At 64.6% G+C, this 19,830-nt stretch carries 15 protein-coding genes and 1 tRNA gene; 8 read left to right on the forward strand and 8 right to left on the reverse strand.

All coding sequences use genetic code 11. The features are described 5' to 3' along the window. Window positions 1-78 precede the first annotated feature (78 nt). Together ilvD and AC1DW9_RS20425 are read left to right on the forward strand one after the other, a co-directional pair. A complete protein-coding gene (gene ilvD, locus AC1DW9_RS20420; RefSeq protein WP_441490921.1) occupies window positions 79-1,752 on the forward strand; it encodes a dihydroxy-acid dehydratase in 1,674 nt (557 codons plus the stop codon). 176 nt (window positions 1,753-1,928) lie between these two features. Then, complete coding sequence (locus AC1DW9_RS20425; RefSeq protein ID WP_441490920.1) at window positions 1,929-2,483, forward strand: hypothetical protein; 555 nt, start codon at window positions 1,929-1,931, stop codon at window positions 2,481-2,483. Between the two features lie 268 nt (window positions 2,484-2,751). Here the strand turns inward: AC1DW9_RS20425 and AC1DW9_RS20430 are convergent, their stop codons facing one another. The 3 genes from AC1DW9_RS20430 to AC1DW9_RS20440 form a co-directional block, all read right to left on the reverse strand. Continuing rightward, window positions 2,752-4,401: a bifunctional aspartate transaminase/aspartate 4-decarboxylase gene (locus tag AC1DW9_RS20430; protein WP_476855169.1), complete on the reverse strand. Its 1,650-nt coding sequence runs from the start codon at window positions 4,399-4,401 to the stop codon at window positions 2,752-2,754. An 18-nt stretch (window positions 4,402-4,419) separates the two neighbouring features. Then, a complete protein-coding gene (gene aspT / locus AC1DW9_RS20435) occupies window positions 4,420-6,105 on the reverse strand; it encodes an aspartate-alanine antiporter (RefSeq protein ID WP_476776362.1) in 1,686 nt (561 codons plus the stop codon). Between the two features lie 225 nt (window positions 6,106-6,330). Further along, window positions 6,331-7,986 (reverse strand): FAD-binding dehydrogenase, encoded by a 1,656-nt coding sequence (locus tag AC1DW9_RS20440; protein WP_476776363.1) that lies wholly within the window; start codon window positions 7,984-7,986, stop codon window positions 6,331-6,333. A gap of 116 nt (window positions 7,987-8,102) precedes the next feature. Between AC1DW9_RS20440 and recJ the strand changes: the two genes are divergently transcribed. Beyond that, on the forward strand, window positions 8,103-9,905 hold the full coding sequence (gene recJ, locus AC1DW9_RS20445; RefSeq protein WP_476776364.1) for a single-stranded-DNA-specific exonuclease RecJ: 1,803 nt from the start codon (window positions 8,103-8,105) through the stop codon (window positions 9,903-9,905). A gap of 131 nt (window positions 9,906-10,036) precedes the next feature. Continuing rightward, window positions 10,037-10,111: transfer RNA gene (locus AC1DW9_RS20450), tRNA-Glu, on the forward strand. A 311-nt stretch (window positions 10,112-10,422) separates the two neighbouring features. On the opposite strand, the gene AC1DW9_RS20455 is transcribed toward AC1DW9_RS20450, so the two are convergent. From AC1DW9_RS20455 to AC1DW9_RS20475, 5 genes are all read right to left on the reverse strand, one after another. After that, window positions 10,423-11,097, reverse strand: a complete 675-nt coding sequence (locus tag AC1DW9_RS20455) for an RraA family protein (protein WP_441490915.1) — start codon at window positions 11,095-11,097, stop codon at window positions 10,423-10,425. A gap of 212 nt (window positions 11,098-11,309) precedes the next feature. Beyond that, the gene (locus AC1DW9_RS20460) at window positions 11,310-12,824 is read right to left on the reverse strand and encodes a tripartite tricarboxylate transporter permease (RefSeq protein ID WP_441507044.1); all 1,515 of its coding nucleotides are present in this window, start codon (window positions 12,822-12,824) and stop codon (window positions 11,310-11,312) included. A gap of 3 nt (window positions 12,825-12,827) precedes the next feature. Beyond that, entirely contained in the window at window positions 12,828-13,283 is a 456-nt protein-coding gene (locus AC1DW9_RS20465) for a tripartite tricarboxylate transporter TctB family protein (RefSeq protein WP_441490913.1), read from the reverse strand. Between the two features lie 349 nt (window positions 13,284-13,632). Next, window positions 13,633-14,601, reverse strand: a complete 969-nt coding sequence (locus AC1DW9_RS20470) for a Bug family tripartite tricarboxylate transporter substrate binding protein (RefSeq protein ID WP_441490912.1) — start codon at window positions 14,599-14,601, stop codon at window positions 13,633-13,635. A gap of 49 nt (window positions 14,602-14,650) precedes the next feature. Beyond that, on the reverse strand, window positions 14,651-15,655 hold the full coding sequence (locus tag AC1DW9_RS20475; protein WP_441490911.1) for a hydroxyacid dehydrogenase: 1,005 nt from the start codon (window positions 15,653-15,655) through the stop codon (window positions 14,651-14,653). 127 nt (window positions 15,656-15,782) lie between these two features. Between AC1DW9_RS20475 and AC1DW9_RS20480 the strand changes: the two genes are divergently transcribed. The 4 genes from AC1DW9_RS20480 (at window position 15,783) to AC1DW9_RS20495 (ending at window position 19,730) form a co-directional block, all read left to right on the forward strand. Beyond that, window positions 15,783-16,682, forward strand: coding sequence for a LysR family transcriptional regulator (locus AC1DW9_RS20480; RefSeq protein WP_441490910.1), 900 nt, complete (start codon window positions 15,783-15,785; stop codon window positions 16,680-16,682). A 613-nt stretch (window positions 16,683-17,295) separates the two neighbouring features. Next, window positions 17,296-18,465 carry a DUF937 domain-containing protein gene (locus AC1DW9_RS20485; RefSeq protein WP_441490909.1) on the forward strand — a complete coding sequence of 390 codons (1,170 nt, stop codon included), beginning with the start codon at window positions 17,296-17,298 and terminating at the stop codon, window positions 18,463-18,465. 55 nt (window positions 18,466-18,520) lie between these two features. Further along, entirely contained in the window at window positions 18,521-19,018 is a 498-nt protein-coding gene (locus tag AC1DW9_RS20490) for a hypothetical protein (RefSeq protein WP_441490908.1), read from the forward strand. Window positions 19,019-19,229: 211 nt separating this feature from the next. Then, entirely contained in the window at window positions 19,230-19,730 is a 501-nt protein-coding gene (locus AC1DW9_RS20495; protein ID WP_441490907.1) for a hypothetical protein, read from the forward strand. The last annotated feature ends 100 nt before the right edge of the window (window positions 19,731-19,830 follow it).

Genomic DNA, 19,830 nt, shown 5'->3' on the forward strand with positions numbered 1-19,830 from the left:
GTATATTTCTCATTAGATTGGAGTGGCTTTAAAACTGCCTCGTCACCTCTGACTGCCGCCGACCGGGAGCACACGCCCATGCCCTTCAACGAACGTTCCAAGAATATCACCCAGGGCATCGCCCGCTCGCCGAACCGCGCGATGTATTACGCGTTGGGTTACGAGAAGGCCGATTTCGACAAGCCGATGATCGGCATCGCCAACGGGCATTCGACGATCACGCCCTGCAATGCCGGCCTGCAGCCGCTGGCGGACGCCGCGATCGCAGCGATCAAGGCAGCCGGCGGCAATCCGCAGGTATTCGGCACGCCGACGATCTCGGACGGAATGTCGATGGGCACCGAGGGCATGAAATACTCCCTGGTCTCCCGCGAGGTCATTGCCGATTGCGTCGAAACCTCGGTGCAGGGCCAGTGGATGGACGGCGTGCTCGTCCTCGGCGGCTGCGACAAGAACATGCCGGGCGGCATGATCGGCATTCTGCGTGCCAATGCGCCGGCGATCTATGTCTATGGCGGCACCATCAAGCCGGGAAAATGGAAGGGTGAGGATCTGTCGATCGTCTCGGCCTTCGAGGCGGTCGGTGCCTTCATGGCCGGCAAGATGAGCCAGGAGGACTTTGACGGGATCGAGCGCAACGCCTGCCCGACGACCGGTTCCTGCGGCGGAATGTATACCGCAAACACGATGAGCTCTTCGTTCGAAGCGCTCGGCATGTCGCTGCTCTACTCCTCCAACATGGCCAATCCCGATCAGGAGAAGGTCGACAGCACCGCTGAATCGGCCCGCGTTCTGGTCGAGGCGGTGAAGAAGGGCATCAAGCCGCGCGATATCGTCACCCGCAAGTCGATCGAGAACGCGGTCGCGCTGATCATGGCGACCGGCGGTTCGACCAATGCCGTGCTGCATTATCTGGCGATCGCCCACGCCGCCGAGGTGGAGTGGACGCTGGACGATTTCGAGCGCGTTCGCCGCAAGGTTCCGGTGATCTGCGACCTCAAGCCCTCCGGCAAATACATGGCTGTCGATCTGCATCAGGCCGGCGGTGTCCCGCAGGTGCTGAAAGTCCTGCTCACCGCCGGGCTCCTGCATGGCGATTGCCTGACCATCACCGGGCGCACCATGGCGGAAGAGCTGGCCGATGTGCCGGATGTGCCGCGGGCCTCGCAGGAGGTGATCCGCCCGATCAGCGGGGCGCTCTACAAGGAAGGCCACCTCGCCATCCTCAGGGGCAATCTCGCGGAGGGCGGAGCGGTTGCCAAGATCTCGGGTCTGAAGAGCCCCGTCATCAGCGGTCCTGCTCGGGTGTTCGAGGACGAACAATCGGCGATGGAGGCGATCCTTTCCGACAAGATCCGCCCCGGCGACGTTGTGGTCCTGCGCTATCTCGGGCCGAAGGGCGGGCCGGGCATGCCTGAGATGCTGGCTCCGACCTCGGCGATCATCGGCCGTGGCCTCGGCGACAGCGTCGGCCTGATCACGGATGGCCGCTTCTCCGGCGGCACCTGGGGCATGGTCGTGGGCCACGTCACGCCCGAGGCGTTCGAGGGCGGCACGATCGCGCTCGTCCACGAAGGCGACCAGATCACGATCGACGCTCACAAGCTGCTCCTGCAGCTCGATGTCGACGCGGCCGAGATCGAACGCCGGCGGTCTGCCTGGACGCAGCCGGAGCCCCGCTACAAGCGCGGCGTGCTGGCAAAATATTCGGCGCTCGCACGCTCCGCCAGCGAGGGTGCGGTGACGGGATAATTCCGAAGGAGGTTCCGAAGGAACGCCTTTGATGATGGCCGGGCTCGTCCCGGCCATTCTTCATTCAGCCTGCTCGCCGCGTATTCGTGCAATCGCTGAAACGTGTGCCGTCCGAGGGATCCCCGGCCACCTCCTTCGCGCTATGATTGTGGTGTGTTCCGTCGCGGGAGCGTGCCATGCGCCACATCCTACTTCTTGCGGCTTCAGTCCTTCCCCTTGTCACTGTCGCTGTCGACGATGCATCCGCCCAGGGACGATACGGCGGAGGGGGCTTCCATGGCGGCGGCTGGCATGGTGGCATGCGCGCCGGCGGTTGGTACGGGCGGGGCGTCGGGTTCCGGCCTGGAGGGTACGGATATCGCGGCGTCGGCTGGAGAGGCGGCTGGAACCGACCCTATATGCGGGCAGGAAACTACTGGGGCTGGCGTCGCGGCTGGGGTTACTCCCGTTACGGCTATGGCTGGGGCGCGGCCGGTCTCGTTGCCGGCACGGCGATCGCGGCCTCGGCTGCCTACCCGTATTACGGATACGACTATTCGTATCCGTACGAGTCTCCTTATGCTTACTCCTATAGCTACCCTGCCTATTCCACGCCCGTCTCGAGCGATGTCGGCGGCTATTGCGCGACGCCGGTCAGGACCTGCGCGCTGATCGACGCGGGATTGGTCGGCACGGGCTGCTCCTGCCGCGTCTCCGGTGGCCGGGCCCGGGGAACCGTGATCGGCCCTTGATCGCTGACTCGGCTGGCGCTGCGGTTCGCCGTGAGGCCCCGTCTCCGATCGGCGTTCCCGAACAGGAAAACATCACGGAATTTATCCGGACCCATCCGGCCGCATCATCCAAAACCGAACGTTGCGGTGAGGGATGATGCGGCCGATGGCCTAAAGCATCGGCCCGAAAAGTGGATTGCGGTTTTCGGGAAAGCCTATGCAAACGCAGAAGGTTAGATCATCGGACCGGATACGATATCCGGTCCGATGATTTAGCGTGCGATCGGGTTCAGGATTTCTTCTTCTTGCCTGGCTTCTTCGCGGCTGAATCCTTGGCCTTGGCTGGTTTCCCGCCCTTCTTCTTGAACTCCGCATAGAATTCGTCGGCCATGCCAAGCAAGGCGTGGCCGATCCGGGCGTATTCGAACTCGTTCAGATTGGCGAGCGAGACGCGACCTGCCGGTTGCTGCGTGCCGAAACCGCGACCGGGCAGGAGCACGATGCCGGTCTCGTCGGCGATGCGGAAGAGAAGGTCGCCGGCGCTCGCGCGATCCTTCACCCAGGCCGCGAATTCGGGGCCGTGCAGCTTGCGCGCGATGTCTTCGAGATCGAGCAAGGTGTAGTAGTCGACGGCATTCGGCCCGGTTTCAGGCGGAAGCCCGAGCTCGCGGTAGAGCGCCGCTTCGCGCCGCCTGATCAGCGTCTTGAGTTCGGTCTTGTAGTTATCGCCCTCGTCCATCAGCGCGAAGAGCGAGAACAGCACCATCTGCACCTGCTGCGGCGTCGACAGGCCGGCCGTGTGGTTGAGTGCAACGGTGCGGCTGTCGGCGACGAGCCGATCGATGAACTTGAACGAACGCACATCGGGAAGCAGCGAGCCGTAGCGCTTGTCGAGCGCGACCTTGGTGGACTCTGGCAAGGCTGCGAGCTGATCGTCGAAGATGTTCTGCTTGTGCGTCGCGATCACGCCGAGCCGCCAGCCGGTCGCACCGAAATATTTCGAGAACGAGTAGACCAGCATGGTGTTCTGCGGGCAGATCGCAAAGAGCGAGCGGAAATTATCGGCGAAGGTCCCATAGACATCGTCGGTGAGGATGGTGAGGTCGGGCCGGTGATCCCGAACGATGCGCGCGACCGTATCCAGGCTACGGTCGTCCATCTTGACGGAAGGCGGGTTGCTCGGGTTGACGCAGAAGAACACCTTGATCGCCGGGTCCTTGAGCTTCTCGAGCTCCTTGTCCGGGTATTGCCAGTCCTGCTTGGGGTCGGCGTTGATCGCGACTTCTTCCAGCCCGTATTCGTCGAGTTCCGGGATCTCGATATAGGGTGTGAACACGGGCAGGCCGATGGCGACCTTGTCGCCGCGCTTGAGCAGGCCGTTCTGCTTCAGCGTGTTGAAGATATAGGTCATCGCGGCGGTTCCGCCTTCGACGGCAAAGAGATCGATGCTCGCCGCCGGCAGGAAGCCGCCGATCATCTCCTTGACGATGTATTGCCGGACGATGTCCTCGCTGACCTTCAGCATCCGCGGCGGCACGGGGTAATTGCTGCCCAGGATGCCTTCGACCATCTCATGCAGGAAATCCGAGGCTGAAAGACCGAGCTGGTCGCGGACATAGCTCAGCGCGCGCCCGAGGAAGACGACGCCCTGCTGATCGCGATGCTCGGCCGTGAAGCGCTCGAAGCGGCCCTCGATGCCCGCGATCTTGGGCAACCCGCCAACGCCGTTCTGCATGTAGGAATAGCTGAGTTCCGCTTCTGCGACGGCGAACAGGCCGAGGCGGAAGAAGGCCCGTCGCGGTAGCGTCGCCAGGAAGTTCGGATTGCCGCGCCCGGCATTCAGCATCAGCCGGTTTTCCCTGCTGGAGGCGAGCTTGATCAGCTCGTCCTTCAGCTCGAAGGGGCTCAGCTTGGCATATTGCGAATAGTCGATGGTCATGGGGCGTCTCCGGCTGGTTCAGGCAAAGGCGACGACGAGGGGACCTAGCAGGGTGAGGAACACGTTCGCCAGCGCGTAGGTGATGGCGAAGGGCGTGGTCGGTATGGAGTTGCCGGCCTTGTCGAGCACCTCGCCAAAGGCGGGATTGGCGCTGCGCGAGCCGGAAAGGGCACCGGCGAAAATGGCCGTGTTGTCGTAGCGAAGGATGTAGCGGCCAACCAGCATGGTGATGATCAGCGGCAGGATCGTCACGATGACCCCGGCGATGAAGATCGAGACGCCGCTTTGTAGGACCGTGCTGACCGCCTGCAGGCCCGATTGCAGCCCGACGACCGCGACGAACCCGGCGAGGCCGAGATCCCGCAGCAGGGTCGAGGCCGGCGTCGGCATGTTGCCGACCGTCAGGTTGCGACTGCGATACCAACCGAAGGCGAGGCCGGAGAGCAGGGCGCCGCCGCCGCTGCCGAGCGTCAGCGGGATCGAGCCGATGCGAACGACCAGAAGACCGATCAGCAGGCCGACGACGAGGCCGAAGCCGTGGAAGACGAAATCCGTCTTGTCGCTGGGCAGGATGATGCTGCCGACGATCCGTGCCATGCGCTGCACATCGTCCGACGTGCCGTAGAGGGTGACGACGTCGCCAGGCTCGATCATCGTGTCGCCTTTCAGGACGATCGGCTTGCCGGCCCGCTTGACCTCGATGACATAGATGCCGTGGCGGAGCTGCCCCGCGGTGGCCGCATTGATTTCGGCGACTGTCTTGCGCACGAAATCGGGATTGGTGATCGCGACGTCGCGCGTGACGACGATGACATCCATGCCTTCCGAGGATTGCAGCTCGGCCCCCAACTTGGGAGCCAGCCCGACGACGCCGACCCGTCGGCCGATGACGAGGACGATGTCGCCGGCCGTCAGCGGCAATGAAGGCTGCACCGCAATCAAGGCGCCGCCGCGCTTGACGCGTTCGATGCTGACGGGGGACGGGGCGCTCGCCTCCAGGTCTTCGACGGTCTTGCCGGCTCCGGCCTCGATGCGGAAGATCCGTCCGACGAGATCGGGAGCAGCGGCATGTTCGCCGGCTCCATAAATCTTGGCGCCGGCCAGAAGCTCGGTCTCGGCCTTGATCGCGTCGTCGCGGATGGTCCGTCCCATCAGCCAGGGCAGGACGTTGACGCAGACGATGATCGCGCCGAACGAGCCGAAGATATAGGTGACGGCGTAGCCGACCGCGACATTGCCTTGCAGGCGCTGCACCTCTTCCGCTGCGAGGCCGAGCTTTCCGATGGCGGCGCTCGCGGTGCCGATGATGGCCGACTGGGTCAGGCCACCGGCCGCAATGCCGGCTGCGAGGCCCTTATCCAGCCCCATCACCCGCGCCAGCACGACGACGGTCGCTAGGCCGCTGAGGGCGAGGACCGCCGCCATGACGATCTCGCGGATCGATTGGCGGCCGAGCGAGCGGAAGAATTGCGGCCCGCTTTCGAAACCGACCGCGTAGATGAACAGGGCGAAGAGGACCGATTTGATGCCGTTGTCGATGGAGACGCCGACCTGGCTGATCACGACCGCCACAAGCAGAGAGCCGGCGACACCGCCGAGCTGGAATTTCCCGAACTGGAACTTGCCGATCCAGTATCCGATCGCCAGCGACAAGAAGAGTGCGATCTCGGGGGATTGGTTCAGGACAGAGTGAACCCAGGACACGGAGCCTCCTTGGTATCGACAAAGTCTTCCGCTGAGGAACTTCGCAGCTTCGGCTACGGTTGCAAGCTAAAAGTGCCGGAACGGCATGAGGGCCCTGCATCTGCCCTATGTTTGCGGAACGACATGTCTAAAAAGCGAGGAATGTCGCTGTTCTTCTCGCTTTTCTCTAAATTTGGCCGGGACGCTGCTGTCTCATGTCGCTCAGGGCGAGGTCGCCGGCGCTACTCAGCGAACCGCGCGCGCTGCTTCCTGTCCGGCAATCCTGCCCGAGAACAGGCAGCCGCCAAGGAAGGTTCCTTCGAGTGCACGATAGCCGTGTAGTCCGCCACCGCCGAACCCGGCCGCTTCGCCAGCCGCATAGAGGCCGGCTAGAGGCGATCCATCGTCTCCGAGCACGCGCGAAGACAGGTCGGTCAAAAGCCCGCCCAGCGATTTGCGCGTCAGGATGTTGAGGCGCACAGCAATCAACGGGCCGTGCCGTGGATCGAGGATCCGGTGCGGCCTTGCGGTTCGGATCAACCGGTCGCCGATATAGGCGCGTGCGCCGCGCAGAGCCGTCAGCTGCAGGTCCTTGCCGAAGGCGCTGTTGGCCTCGCGGTCGCGTGCTTCGATCTCGGCGCGAAGACGCGCCTCGTCGATCAGGTTGTCGCCCGTCAGGGCATTCATGCGCGCGACGAGGCGCGAAAACTCCGCCTCGACGATGAAATCCTCGCCCTTGTCCATGAACGCCTGAACCGGACCCGGAATGCCGGCAGTGGCGCGCTCGATCACCTTGCGCCAGCTCTTGCCGGTAAGGTCGGGATTCTGCTCCGAACCGGAAAGCGCGAATTCCTTGGCGATGATGCTCCGGTCGAGCACGAACCAGGAATAGTCGAAGCCGGTCTTCATGATGTGCTCGAGCGTTCCGAGCGTGTCGAAGCCGGGAAAGAGCGGCACAGGCAGTCGGTTGCCGCGCGCGTCGAACCAGAACGGGGAGGGGCCGGGCAAGATGCGGATGCCGTGCTTCGGCCAGACCGGGCTCCAGTTCCGGATGCCCTCGACATAGTGCCACATCCGGTCGCCATTGATCAGGCGCGCGCCGGCCGCTTCGGTGACCCCGAGCATCTTGCCGTCGACATGCTCCGGTACGCCCGACAGCAGGCGCTTCGGCGGCGTACCCAGTCGCGCAGGCCAGTGTCGCCGCACGAGGTCATGATTGCCGCCGATGCCACCCGAACAGACGATCACGGCCTGGGCCTTCAGCGCGAACCGGCCCACGATGCCGCGGGAACTCGCCTCTCCGCGTCCGACCCCGCTCGTCTCCAGGATTTCGCCCTCGACGCCGTCGATCGCGCCTGCACTCTTCGTCAGCCCGGTGACGCGATGGCGGAAGCGCAGCGAAGCCAGCCCGCTTGCCGCAGCCTCGCGCACGCGTCGAAGGAAGGGTTCGAGCAGACCGGGGCCGGTGCCCCAGGTGACGTGGAAACGCGGCACCGAATTGCCATGCCCGGTTGCGAGATAGCCGCCGCGCTCGGCCCAGCCGACGATGGGAAACCAGCGGATGCCCTGGCGGTGCAGCCAGCTGCGCTTCTCGCCGGCTGCGAAATCGACATAGGCTTTTGCCCAGCGCCGCGGCCACTCGTCCTCGTCGCGATCGAAGCCGGCCGAGCCGAACCAATCCTGCAGTGCAAGCTCACGTGAGTCGTGGATCCGCAACCGGCGCTGCTCCGGCGAATCGACCAGGAAGAGCCCGCCAAAGGACCAGAAGGCCTGCCCGCCGAGCGACTGTTCCGGCTCCTGGTCGAGCAGGATGACCCTGCGCCCGGCATCGGCAAGCTCTGCCGTGGCGACGAGGCCGGCGAGGCCTGCCCCTATGACGATGACATCTGCATCGAGCGGCATGATCAGCCCCTTCGCCAGGCCATTTCCCCCGCAACCACTATGGCGACACCGTCTGCGGCGACAAGGCGGCCCGGCCCCGGTTGACGAATGGCCCGGGCTGCGCGAACCCCTTGGGTATGAATATGATTGCCCAGCGCCCTTTTCTCGGTGTCACCAGCTCGGCGCTCGGCCGCATCTGGCGTGATCGGCTCGATGCCGCAGGGCTCGGCCGTGCCGAGGCCCTCTCGCAGGTCGAAGGGCTCCCCGATATCGTGGCACGCGTGCTTGCCGGACGCGGCGTCGAGGCTGCCGATGCCATGCGCTATCTCGAGCCGAAGCTGCGCGATCTCCTGCCCGACCCCTCGACCCTGGTCGGCATGGATGCGGCTGCCGCGCGCCTGGCAAGCGCGGTTGCAACACGAGAGGCCGTCGCGATCTTCGGGGACTACGACGTCGACGGCGCCTGTTCCTCCGCCCTGCTGGCGGGTTTTCTGCGCGATGCCGGCGCCCGGCCGCGCATTCACATTCCGGACCGGCTGATCGAGGGGTACGGCCCCAACAGCGAAGCCATCCGCATGCTGGCCGCCGAGGGGGCGACGCTGCTCGTCACGGTCGATTGCGGCACGACCAGCCATGAACCGCTGGCAGAAGCGCGCCGGCTCGGCCTGGATGTCGTCGTGCTCGACCATCACCAGGCGCCTGAACAGCTTCCGCAGGTCGAGGCGCTGGTGAATCCGAACCGGCAGGACGATCTCTCGGGGCTCGGCCATCTCTGCGCCGCCGGGGTCGTTTTCCTGACGCTGGTCGCGACCGCCCGAGAACTGCGTCGGCAGGGCTTCTGGGCGCAGCGTGGCGCCGAGCCGGATCTGCTCGCCTCGCTTGATCTCGTCGCACTTGCGACCGTTGCCGATGTCGTGCCGCTCAAGGGGTTGAACCGCGCCTTCGTCCGGCAGGGCATCGCGATGCTGCGCGGCCGCACGCGGGCGGGCCTCGCAGCCTTGCTCGACGTCGCCGGGCTCGATGGCCCTGTTCAGCCCTGGCATCTCGGGTTCCTGCTCGGGCCGCGCATTAATGCGGGTGGACGCATTGGCGATGCCGGCCTTGGCGCGCGGCTGCTGATGACTGCCGACGAGATCGAGGCGCGCAGCATCGCCGCCGAACTTAACCGCCTGAATCAGGAGCGGCAGGAGATCGAGAAGCTCGCCGTCGAGGAGGCGGTGGCGCAGGCCGAGTACGCCTTGACGAAAGCTGAGGACCTGCCGGTCCTGCTGGCGCGTTCGGCCGACTGGCATCCCGGCATCGTCGGTCTCGTCGCGGCGCGCCTCAAGGAGCGTTTTCGCCGCCCAGCCTTTGCGCTGGCGCAGAACGGGGAGGGCGGCGCGACCGGCTCGGGCCGTTCGGTCGCCGGCGTCGATCTCGGCCGCGCCGTCAGGCAGGCGGTGGACGCGGGGCTTGCGGTGAAAGGCGGCGGCCACGCCATGGCGGCCGGCGTCACGCTGGCCCCGGGGCAGGATACGGCCTTCCATGCCTTTCTCGCCGAACGTCTCGCTCCGGAGGTCGCCCAGGCGCGCGAATCGGAATCGCTGCTCGTCGATGCGGCGATGAGCGCGGGCGGCGCCAATCCCCGCCTGCTGGCGGAAATCGAGAAGGCCGGCCCCTATGGCGCCGGCTGCCCCGAGCCCGTCTTCGTCTTTCCCTCGCATCGCCTGGTCGATGCAGTCGAGATCGGCAGCGGCGGCCATGTCAGGATCAAGCTCCGCAGCGGCGATGGCGCCACGATCGGCGGTATTGCCTTCCGCGTGGCCCAGGAACCGCTGGGCCGTGCGCTACTGGCCGCACGCGGCGAAAGCGTGCATCTGGCCGCAAGCCTCACCCTCAACCGCTGGGGCGGCAAGGAAACCGTGGAAGTGCGGGTGATCGATCTTGCCCGGGTGGTGTGAGCCCATCTGGCCTGTGCATGACTGCTATCTGGCGTCGAGAATTTGCCAAACTCAGGCTTGCCGATCCGGGAATGTCGCACTATAGCTCGCCCCGCTTCCGATGGGTTGCAACGAATTGCAACCGAAGCCTTGCGGCCTTCGTCTATCGGTTAGGACACCAGCCTTTCACGCTGGGGAGACGGGTTCGACTCCCGTAGGCCGCGCCACACTCCTTATGGGGTGTTAAATATCTGAAAAATCGGGATATTCGCTGAAGGGCGGCCGGGACGTGCCTACGATGCCCCCTTGCACCGTGCTGCAGAGGCATCGTGTCAGGTCGCCGACGCAGCGCGTGGGCAGCAGGAGAGGGCCGTGCCGTCGCTTCCCCTTCGTGAGACGATTCTATTGTTGATCTCAGATACGAGCCACTGAGCCCGTCCTCGTGACCATCGGCTCGTCGCCGGGAACGAACGGCGTCATCTCCCCAGGCGGACGAGCCGACCGCGGGGGATGACGACGCGGGTGCAGCTTGCCGCTGTCAGGCTTCGATGGCGCATCCCAGGCGGGCAAGAGTTGCATCGATCCAACTCCGATCGTCCTTGCCCTCTTTGATCGCCAGCATCTTCTTTTCTTCCGCCTCGTGCTTCTTGCGCGCGGCTTCATAGATCGCGTCGGCGTGGTCGAAGGGCACACAGAGAATGCCGTCGTCATCGCCAATGACGAGATCGCCGGGCTCGATCACCATGCCCTCGATCGAGATCGGAACGTTGATCTCGCCCGGCCCGTCCTTGTAGGGGCCGCGATGGCTGATGCCCGCTGCGAAGATCGGCAGGTCGTTCTCGCGGATCCAGGCGGCATCGCGCACTGCTCCGTGGAGCACGATGCCGGCGATGCCACGCGTCTGCGCATGCGAGATCATGAGTTCGCCGATCAGCGAGTTCGTGAGATCGCCACCCGCATCCACGACGATGACGTCACCTGGGGCGGCGAGATCGAGCGCCTTGTGGATCATCAGGTTGTCGCCGGGGCGTGTCTTGACGGTGATGGCCGGCCCGGCCATGACGCCGCCGCGATGAAGCGGGCGAAGCGAAGCGCCGCCCGCCGTCATCCGCGACATCGAATCGCTGACATTGGCCACCGGCAACGCGCGGAAACGCGCGATGAGGCTGCTGTCGACCTGGCGGCGACGCTTGAGAATCCGAAATCCGAGCATGAGCTATCCTTTGCTGTCTGCGCCAGCCAGCCGGGGTCGAGATGCATCCGTGGTGGCGCCGAGGGATTGCCCCGTTTGGGGCAATGACGGGCGAGGCCGGCTCGATCACGCTGCGTTTGGACGAAATCGTCAAAACGCAGAAAACGTGATCGAATCTAATAGTTTAGAGCATGCTTGGTGCGAAGAGCCGTTGCCACTTTTCGCAGCATGCTCTATGTCGCGCCGGCCTCTTCGCGGTCGACGCGCTCCTTGCCCCGGCGGATCGCGGGCAGGACCATGCTGCCGAGAAGCAGCATCGTCACGATGAGGAAGCCGAGGCTGATCGGGCTGGTGAGGAAGACCGTGAAATCGCCTTGCGACAGGAGCAGAGCGCGACGGATGCTCTCTTCCATCAGGGGGCCGAGCACGAAGCCGAGCACCAGGGGCGCAGGCGGGCAGTCGAGCTTGGCCAGAACGTAGCCGAGCACGCCGATGCCGGCACAGAGATAGACGTCGATCGCGCTGCCGTTGATGCTGTAATTGCCGACCGCGCAGAACATGATGATCGACGGGAAGAGCCAGCGATAAGGCACGCTCAGCAGCCGCACCCAGATTCCAACCAGCGGCAGGTTGAGCGCCACCAGCATGACGTTTCCGATGAACATGCTGGCGATGACGCCCCAGAACAGCTCCGGGTTGCGGGTCATGACCGTCGGTCCCGGCTGGACGCCGTTCATCACGAGCGCGCCGAGGATCAGCGCCATCGTGGCGCTTCCGGGAATTCCCAGCGTGAGCGTCGGTATGAAGGCCGTCTGGGCGGCGGCATTGTTCGCAGCCTCGGGAGCCGCGACGCCCTCGATCGCACCCTGACCGAAGCGCGAGGGATCCCGTGCCAGCTTCTTCTCGAGCATATAGGCCGAGAAGGACGAGATTGAAGGACCGGTACCCGGCAGGATGCCGAAGAACGAACCGATCGCGGTTCCGCGCAGGGTCGGCAGGGTGATCGCCTTCAGATCGGACAGGCTTGGCATAAGTCCGGCGATATTCGCCTTGAAGATGCCGCGCTCTTCTTTTTGCTCCAGATTCATCACGACTTCCGACAAGGCGAATATGCCGACCGCCAGAACCGTGAAGCCGATGCCGTCGGCAAGTTCGGGCAGGCCGAACGTGTATCGTTCCATGCCCGAGTTCACGTCAGTGCCGATAAGGCCGAGGAGCAGGCCCACGACAACCATGGCAAGCGCCTTGAGCATGTCGCCATGCGACAGCACCGATGCCGAAACGAGCCCCATCACCATCAGCGAGAAATACTCAGGCGCGCCGAACTGCAGCGCCCATCCCGCGAGCGGCGTACCGAGCAGCACGATCAGCAGCGTGCCGATGCAGCCGGCAACGAAGGACGAAATCGCAGCCGTGGCGAGAGCTGCCCCGGCCCGGCCGTTCCGAGCCATCTGGTAGCCGTCGAGACATGTCACGGCCGACGAGGTTTCACCCGGCAGGTTGACGAGGATGGCGGTGGTGGAGCCGCCATACTGGGCGCCATAATAGATGCCCGACAGCATGATCAGCGCCGAGACCGGGGGGAGCCCGAAGGTTATCGGCAGCAGCATCGAGATCGTGACCAGCGGCCCGACCCCGGGCAGCACGCCGATCAGCGTTCCGAGCGCGACGCCCAGAAGGCAATAGGTCAGGTTCTGGACCGTCATGGCGACGCCGAACCCGAGCGCGAAATGTTCGAGCATCTCCATGGCTCAGAAATTCCAGGCGAAGAGCGGATAGGGCAGCTTCAGGCCCCAGATGAAGACGATCACGGCGAAAGAGCTCATCACGGCGGTCAGCACGAAGACTTCGCGCAGCCTGAACTCGTTGCCGGCATAGGCCGCGACCAGGAACATGAGCGCCAGCGCGGGCAGGAACCCAAGGCGCTCGATCGTGAAGCCGAACAGCACCATGGCCAGGGTCAGCAGGAAAAGCGGAGCCCAGGACCATGGACCGGCCAGGTTTCCGCCCTGCCTCAATCCCTTGATCAGGATGGCGACGCCGAACGCGATCAGCAGGCCGCTCAGGATTTTTGGGAAATAGCCCGGCCCCATCCGCACCGTGCTGCCGAAGCGGTAATCGAGCGAGATATGGAGCGCGATCGAACCCAGGCCCATGAACAGCAGCCCGGACAGGACATCCTTGTTTCTCATCACATCCGATTTCATCAGGATCTCCATGCTCCGGCATCGGGGTCGCAACGAGCGGGCTTTCGGGGCCACGCCTTGGCGCAAACCCGGCAGCCAAAGGCCTCATTCCCGGATGGTCCCGGCCCTATATTGCCGGGCGAGCCAATCCGAGGATCTTGGTCTGGCTGCAGAGTGTCACGGCAGTTCAGGCCCGACCTTCAGGACCTCGCAATGGCTGCTTCACCGCGCCGATTGCGACCTGCCAGCCCTGAACACCGGAACAGGCGCTGATCGATGCCGCAGTGAGCCGCCTTTCGGGCAGGCGCCCGAGAGTGCAGGCGGCGCCGGCAATCCCGAGCGCAAGGCAATGGCCGCCGCCAACCCGGCCCTAGTCGTCAGCCTTGACGTCGGCGGTTTTGATGACCGCGGTCCATTTCGGCACGTCCGATTTGATCAGGGCGGAGAACTCCTGTGCGGTGCCGCCGATCGCCTCGGCGCCAGCCGCCCTGAGCTTCTCCTTCGTGTCCGGCATCTGCAGGATCTTGTTGATCTCGGTGTTCAGGCGCGCGACGATCGCGTGAGGCGTGCCGGCGGGGGCGGCCACGCCCCACCATGTCACGGCCTCAGAATCCTTGACGCCAAGCTCCTCGAAGGTCGGAACCTCCGGCAGGTCGGAGCTGCGGGCCTTCGCGAAGATCGCGAGCGGGCGCATCGTGCCCTCCTTGATATGAGACATCGCCGAGGGCACCGAGGCGACATAGACGTCGACGCGCCCGCCGAGGAGATCGGGAACGGCCTGCCCTGTGCCCTTGTAGGGCACGTGCAGGAACTTCACCGCAGTCCGCTGCTGCAGCAACTCGCCGGCAAGATGCGAGCTGGTTCCGACGCCGGGCGTCGCGAACTTAATGGCGTTGGGCTTGTCCTTTGCTGTGTTCAGGAGATCCCTGACCGACTTGATCGGCGAATCCTTGGCGACGACCATCACCTGCGGCGCCGACGCGGTGAGCGCGATCGGGGTGAAATCCGCGATCGGGTCGTAGTTCGCCTTTCCGAGGATTGGGTTGATGACCATGTTGGCGTTCTGCGCCAGCACGATCGTATAGCCGTCGGGCTTGGCCTTGCCGGCCAGGCCCAGGCCGACGCTGCCGCCGCTGCCGGGCTTGTTCTCGGGCACCACCGTCCAGCCGGTCGTTTCGCTGAGCTTGGCCGCCACGACCCTGGCCACGACATCGGTCCCGCCGCCGGGAGGAAATGGCACGATCATCCGGATGGCCTTGTCCGGATATTGCTGCGCATGCGCCACCGACGTCAGCGCCGATAGCGCCAGTCCCGCGAGGGCTTTGTAGGCAATCCTCATGTTCGTCTCCTCCCGGTTGTTTCTGTTTGCCCGGCTTCGTGCGCCAGGTTCATTCCGCAGCGAGTTCCGCGAGCCTTGCCAGGCTGCGTGCATCGGCTGCGTTGCCGTCCAGCACGGAAATGACGTGCTGGGCCGCGATTTCTGCCATGGCCTTGGCCGAACCCTGTGTCACGCCGGCGATATGCGGGGTCACGATCAGGTTGGGCAAAGTCCAGAGCGGGTTGTCCTTGGCTGGCGGCTCGAGCGCGAAACTGTCGAGGCCGGCGCCGGCGATCCTGCCCTCGCGCAGCGCCTCAAAGAGAGCCGGCTCACTGATCAGGCCACCGCGCGCCGTGTTGACGACGAAGGATGTCGGCTTCATCAGGCCGAAGCGCTCCGCATTGAGGAGATTTCGCGTCGCGTTGGTCAGCGGGCAATGCAAGCTGACGATATCGGCTTCCGCGAGCAGGCTTTCCAGATCACGATTGCCCCCGTTTCCAAACTGCGCGATCTCGCGTTGGGCATGGGGGTCGTGCATGATCACGGGCATGCCAAGCCCGGTGGCGATCCGCGCGACCTCCTGGCCGATCGCGCCGAAGCCGACAAGGCCCATCACGGTGCTGGCGATGTCCCGCCCCAGGAAACTGGGCTTCGGCCACTCGCCACCCTTCACGGCCCGATCGAGGCGAGGAATGTCCTTCAACAACGCCAGCGACAGCGCGATCGTGTGTTCGGCAACGGCGCGCGAGTTCGAGCCCATGGCGCGAATGACAGGGATATTCCGCGATGCCGCCGCGTGAAGATCGATGTTGTCGACGCCGACACCGTGCTTCGCGATGACCCTGAGCCTGGGCGAGGCGGCGATGATCGTGTCATCGACGCGGCCCTGCCGGACGATCAGCGCATCGACCTGCAGCTCGGCAACCCGCTGGGCCACGAGATCCGGCGCGGCATAGGCGGGCGAGAAGAAGACATCGACGTCATGGGCGTTGAGAAGCTGGATGGCGCCTTCGGCCAACCGGTCATGCGTGACAAGCACGCGTCTGCCACGCGTGGCGACACGGGTATCGATCATCGGTGCGTTTCCTCGTGGCGCTTTCTGTCCCCGGGTGATGCCAGGTGCCGCGCCTTCCCCAACACTATTGACCGATGGGCAGCCACTCGTATGCTGAAATAATGACATATATCGATGATCTTTCCGCATGAAACATCCGATCGACGGGGTCGAGGCGTTCATCCAGATCGCCGAGCTCGGCAGCTTCAACAAGGCGGCCGAAAAGCTGCATGTCACCCAGACCGGGCTGACGCGCCGCATCCAAAGGCTCGAGAGTCATGTCGGCCTCAAGCTGCTGGACCGCACGACCCGCACGGTGGCGCTGACGAGCATCGGCCGGGAGTTCCTGCCGGAGGCCAAGCGCATGGTCGACGAGGTCGGCCGATCCTTCGACCGGCTGAAGACGATCTCGCGCTTTTCTACAGGCGACATCGCGATCGCCTCGGTACCGTCGCTGATGTATGGGCGCCTGCCGCGCATTCTGCGGACCTATGCCGTGCAGCATCCGCATAATCGCGTCGAGATCCTCGACCGGACCAGCATCCTGGTCATCGAAGCAGTGCGCCGACGCCAGGCGGAGTTTGGCCTGCATGTGCAGCCGCCGAACCAGCCGGACCTCCATAACGAGGTCCTGGTTCGCGATCCCTTCGTCGCCTATTGCCGCACCGACCACCCGCTCGCCGGAAAAGCGGCCATAGCCTGGGCAGAACTTGCGGATTTCGACCTGATCACGCTCGGCGGCAGCAGCGGCAACAGGCTGCTCATGGAAGCCCAGCTCGCCCGCTCAGGCATCGAGGTCAGGACCAAGTTCGTCGTCGAGTACTTCTCGAGCGCGATCGGGCTGGCGTCCGAAGGTCTGGGCGTGGCGATCCTGGTCGCCTCGATCGTCGAGAACCTGCGCCCGGACCTCGCCCAGATCCCGCTGGTGGACCCCGTCATCGACCGGCCAGTCTCCGTGATCCGGCGGCACGGGGAAACGCTGACCCCGGCGGCACAGGCGCTCTATAGCCTGATCGCGCGCGACCTGGGCCCTCTCGGCGGCGCGTGAGGGGAACGCCATTCGTGCGGCACTCATTCCGATCGGTCTCATCCGGGTGCCGAAGGGAGCCTCCGCTGCGAGGGGTCTAGCCCGTTGGACGTGGCCGCATCTCACAGTGACTGACTCAAGTGGAGGCGCATTCCGCGACGACCGGAGTGACACCCGAGGTTATGCGTTCATGAACGCTGGGGGAACTCGCCCCACTGCTGGCCGCTGGTCCGCTGCGAACCGATCAGCGAGCAGTCAGGTCTTCTTAATTGCGGCCAAGCCTGCAAGGGTGTAATCTCGCCGAGCGCTGATACTGCTGCGCAGTTGCCATTCCGCGTGCCTGTTGCCGATTGGAATGACGCTTGAGCGATACTTGTGCCGTAAGTTCTCATCAGAGAAAAGAGCACCCTCATTCTGTAATAACATCCCTGCCGAGCTGCTCGTCCGGGATCAGGCGCAGTGCCTTTTCTCGGTAGTGACGATCGTTTATCGGTCTCAATTCCGTATCCATACTTCGCTTGAGGCCAAATTTCCGACAGTAAATTGAAATAATTCAATCTTATACGACGATATAACCTGCAGAAATTTCTCGTATTGGCGTGTTCATGCGTCTACTTCAGCGGAGTAACCCGCCATGAGCATCAATCTCGTATCAATCATCATGCAGTTCCTGTCGCCTGATCTGATGTCCAAGCTGGCTGCATCATTGGGCGTGGACCAGTCTTCGGTTGGCAAGGCGACCAACGCCGCTGTCCCCGGCTTGCTGGCGACGCTTACGGGTGTCGCATCCACGCCGGAGGGATCACGCAAATTGTTCGACACGGTTTCGCAGCAGAATCCGGGAATGCTTGACAGTCTCGCCAGCATGATCGGCGGCTCTGACCAGAAGACAGTCGCCGACAGCGGTACGAATATGCTCTCCTCGCTCCTCGGAGGTTCGGCGATGTCCGGACTTGCTGGCGCGATCTCGAAATTCGCGGGCCTCGGCGGCGGGGCAAGCTCCTCGTTGCTTGGCCTTTTGACGCCGGCCGTGATGGGAGCACTGGGGCAACAGAAGTCGGCGGCGGGATTGGATGCGTCAGGCCTCGCCCAGATGTTGACGTCACAGAAGGCGAACATCTCGGCTGCCTTGCCCGCGGGCTTTGCTGACATGCTTGGCAAAGCTGGCCTTCTCGGCGCTGTCGGCAGTGGCGCGAGCACTGTCGCGGACACTGCAAGGTCGACAGCGTCCACGACCGGCGCCATGGCCGATCGTGCGGCGGCACAGGCGAGAACCGGCGGAATGCCGGGGTGGCTGACATGGGCCTTGCCGATCCTTGCGGTGCTTGCGGTAGGCTGGTGGTTCTTCGGGCGTCATGCGCCCGTCGTCGTTGAACAGCCCAGGCCTGTGGCAACTCAGCCGGTGCTGCCGGCTCAAACCGCTATTGGACAGGCAGGCGCCGTGGCAACGCAAGCGCTGCAGTCCCTGCAGAACGTGACTGCCGGCGGCGTAAACGTCGGGACCGAGATTCAAACGGCGATTGATGGGCTCGCAAGCGCGCTCAAGGGCGTTACGGACGCGGCCTCAGCAAAGGCGGCGCTGCCACGGTTGCAGGGCGCGGCAGCCCAGTTCGACAAGGTCAACGGCGTGGCCAGTCAGCTGCCTGCCAGCAGCCGCTCCGCGCTGACGGCCTTGATCGGCGCCGTCAGGCCGTCGCTGGAGGACCTGTTCACCAAGGTGCTGGCGATCCCCGGCGTGGCCGAGATCGCCAAGCCGACGATCGATGGTGTGCGGGCGAATCTCGACGCGCTGGCGCGGGCCTAGCGCGAGGCAGGCCGTTCGTGATGTTTCGATAGCGCGCCGAGCGCAGGAGGCCGTGATGGCGATCAAGGCGAACTTTGGAGCAGATGAATGGAAATTGATCCTGGGCAGCCCGCTATTGGCCGGCATGGCGGTCACGCTTGCCGAGCCTAACGGGCTGTGGGGCGTGTTCAAGGAGAGCCTGGCCAGCGGGCGTGCGCTTCTGAGCGCCAGGAGCGACGCGGACGCGGGCGAGCTTGCGAAAGCCATTGTTGCCGACATGGAGAGCTCGGAAGGGCGCGGCGAGGCACGCGAGTCGCTTCGCGCCGAACTGGCAGGAAAGACCCCGGCAGATGCGAAGCAGAGCATTCTGGCAATGCTGACGCGCGTAGCGCAAATCGTCGACGCCAAGGCCCCGACCGAAGCTCCTGCATTCAAGACATGGCTCTCGCATGTGGCAGAGACGGTGGCGGAGGCCTCGAGCGAAGGCGGCTTCATCGGGTTTGGGGGAACCCAGGTCAGCGCGGCGGAGAAGGCCACCCTGACCGATGTGGCAAAGGCGCTGAGCGCCGCTTGAGTGAGACGCATCACACAAGCGCATGCGTGAATGAGATAGGAGATTGACTGAGTTGCCAGGGAGCGCTGCACGGCGGCGCAGCCCATGAGCCCTTTCGAAGGGCGGGAGAGTTGGCCTGGGTGCAATCCGGCCCGCGGCGCAATGAGTCGAAACCGTCGTCGCAGGCTTGGGGTGCACCGTGCCCAGGCGATCAGTTCGCGAGGATGGGCCTATGAAACTTGCGCGAAGCTGTAGGCTGCTCATCATTGGCATGACCAGCTTTCTTGTGGCCCAGCCCGCCCAATCCGCCGGTCTCCTGGATGACCTGGCGCGCGCACTGTTCGGGCAACCCCGGCCGCCCCCGCAAGTCTATTTCGTTCCACCCGCGCCGCTGAGCGTGACCGTCCACCCCAAGCGGCGGCAGCAGCCGCGCAAACTCGTGGCGTCCAAGCCGACCGCGCCGGTGGTCAAACTCGATCCGGCCGTTGATCCATACTGGTATCTGGATGACCCGACCTTGCGGCGCGGCGATATCGTCGTGACCCATGCGGACGTGCTGGTCTTCGAGGGCCGCGCCAGCCAGAGCCATCGCGCCAGCGATTTCACGGCCCTCAACCGATCCCGGCTCGTGTCGAAAGCGACGCAGCAGCGGGTTGGCGCGGCTACCGGCGCCCACACGTCCGTGCCGCCAGCGGGCGTTCAAACGATGGCGGCTCGCGACCCGGCAAACTGATCCGCAGTCACTCGTGGCGTTGTTCGCAGTCGGTCCCGGCGCGCTGAATATCCTACTGCGCAGTTCGTGCCCCGCGCAGACCACTGAGGCCCCGTATCCG

The sequence above is a fragment of the Allobosea sp. P4_E12 genome (genome assembly GCF_056401655.1).

Coding starts and splice junctions, on each gene's coding strand:
- ilvD (WP_441490921.1), top strand. CDS start 79: ATGCCCTTCAACGAACGTTCCAAGAATATCACCCAGGGCATCGCCCGC.
- AC1DW9_RS20425 (WP_441490920.1), top strand. CDS start 1,929: ATGCGCCACATCCTACTTCTTGCGGCTTCAGTCCTTCCCCTTGTCACT.
- AC1DW9_RS20430 (WP_476855169.1), bottom strand. CDS start 4,401: ATGACCATCGACTATTCGCAATATGCCAAGCTGAGCCCCTTCGAGCTG.
- AC1DW9_RS20440 (WP_476776363.1), bottom strand. CDS start 7,986: ATGCCGCTCGATGCAGATGTCATCGTCATAGGGGCAGGCCTCGCCGGC.
- recJ (WP_476776364.1), top strand. CDS start 8,103: ATGAATATGATTGCCCAGCGCCCTTTTCTCGGTGTCACCAGCTCGGCG.
- AC1DW9_RS20455 (WP_441490915.1), bottom strand. CDS start 11,097: ATGCTCGGATTTCGGATTCTCAAGCGTCGCCGCCAGGTCGACAGCAGC.
- AC1DW9_RS20460 (WP_441507044.1), bottom strand. CDS start 12,824: ATGGAGATGCTCGAACATTTCGCGCTCGGGTTCGGCGTCGCCATGACG.
- AC1DW9_RS20465 (WP_441490913.1), bottom strand. CDS start 13,283: ATGAAATCGGATGTGATGAGAAACAAGGATGTCCTGTCCGGGCTGCTG.
- AC1DW9_RS20470 (WP_441490912.1), bottom strand. CDS start 14,601: ATGAGGATTGCCTACAAAGCCCTCGCGGGACTGGCGCTATCGGCGCTG.
- AC1DW9_RS20475 (WP_441490911.1), bottom strand. CDS start 15,655: ATGATCGATACCCGTGTCGCCACGCGTGGCAGACGCGTGCTTGTCACG.
- AC1DW9_RS20480 (WP_441490910.1), top strand. CDS start 15,783: ATGAAACATCCGATCGACGGGGTCGAGGCGTTCATCCAGATCGCCGAG.
- AC1DW9_RS20485 (WP_441490909.1), top strand. CDS start 17,296: ATGAGCATCAATCTCGTATCAATCATCATGCAGTTCCTGTCGCCTGAT.
- AC1DW9_RS20490 (WP_441490908.1), top strand. CDS start 18,521: ATGGCGATCAAGGCGAACTTTGGAGCAGATGAATGGAAATTGATCCTG.
- AC1DW9_RS20495 (WP_441490907.1), top strand. CDS start 19,230: ATGAAACTTGCGCGAAGCTGTAGGCTGCTCATCATTGGCATGACCAGC.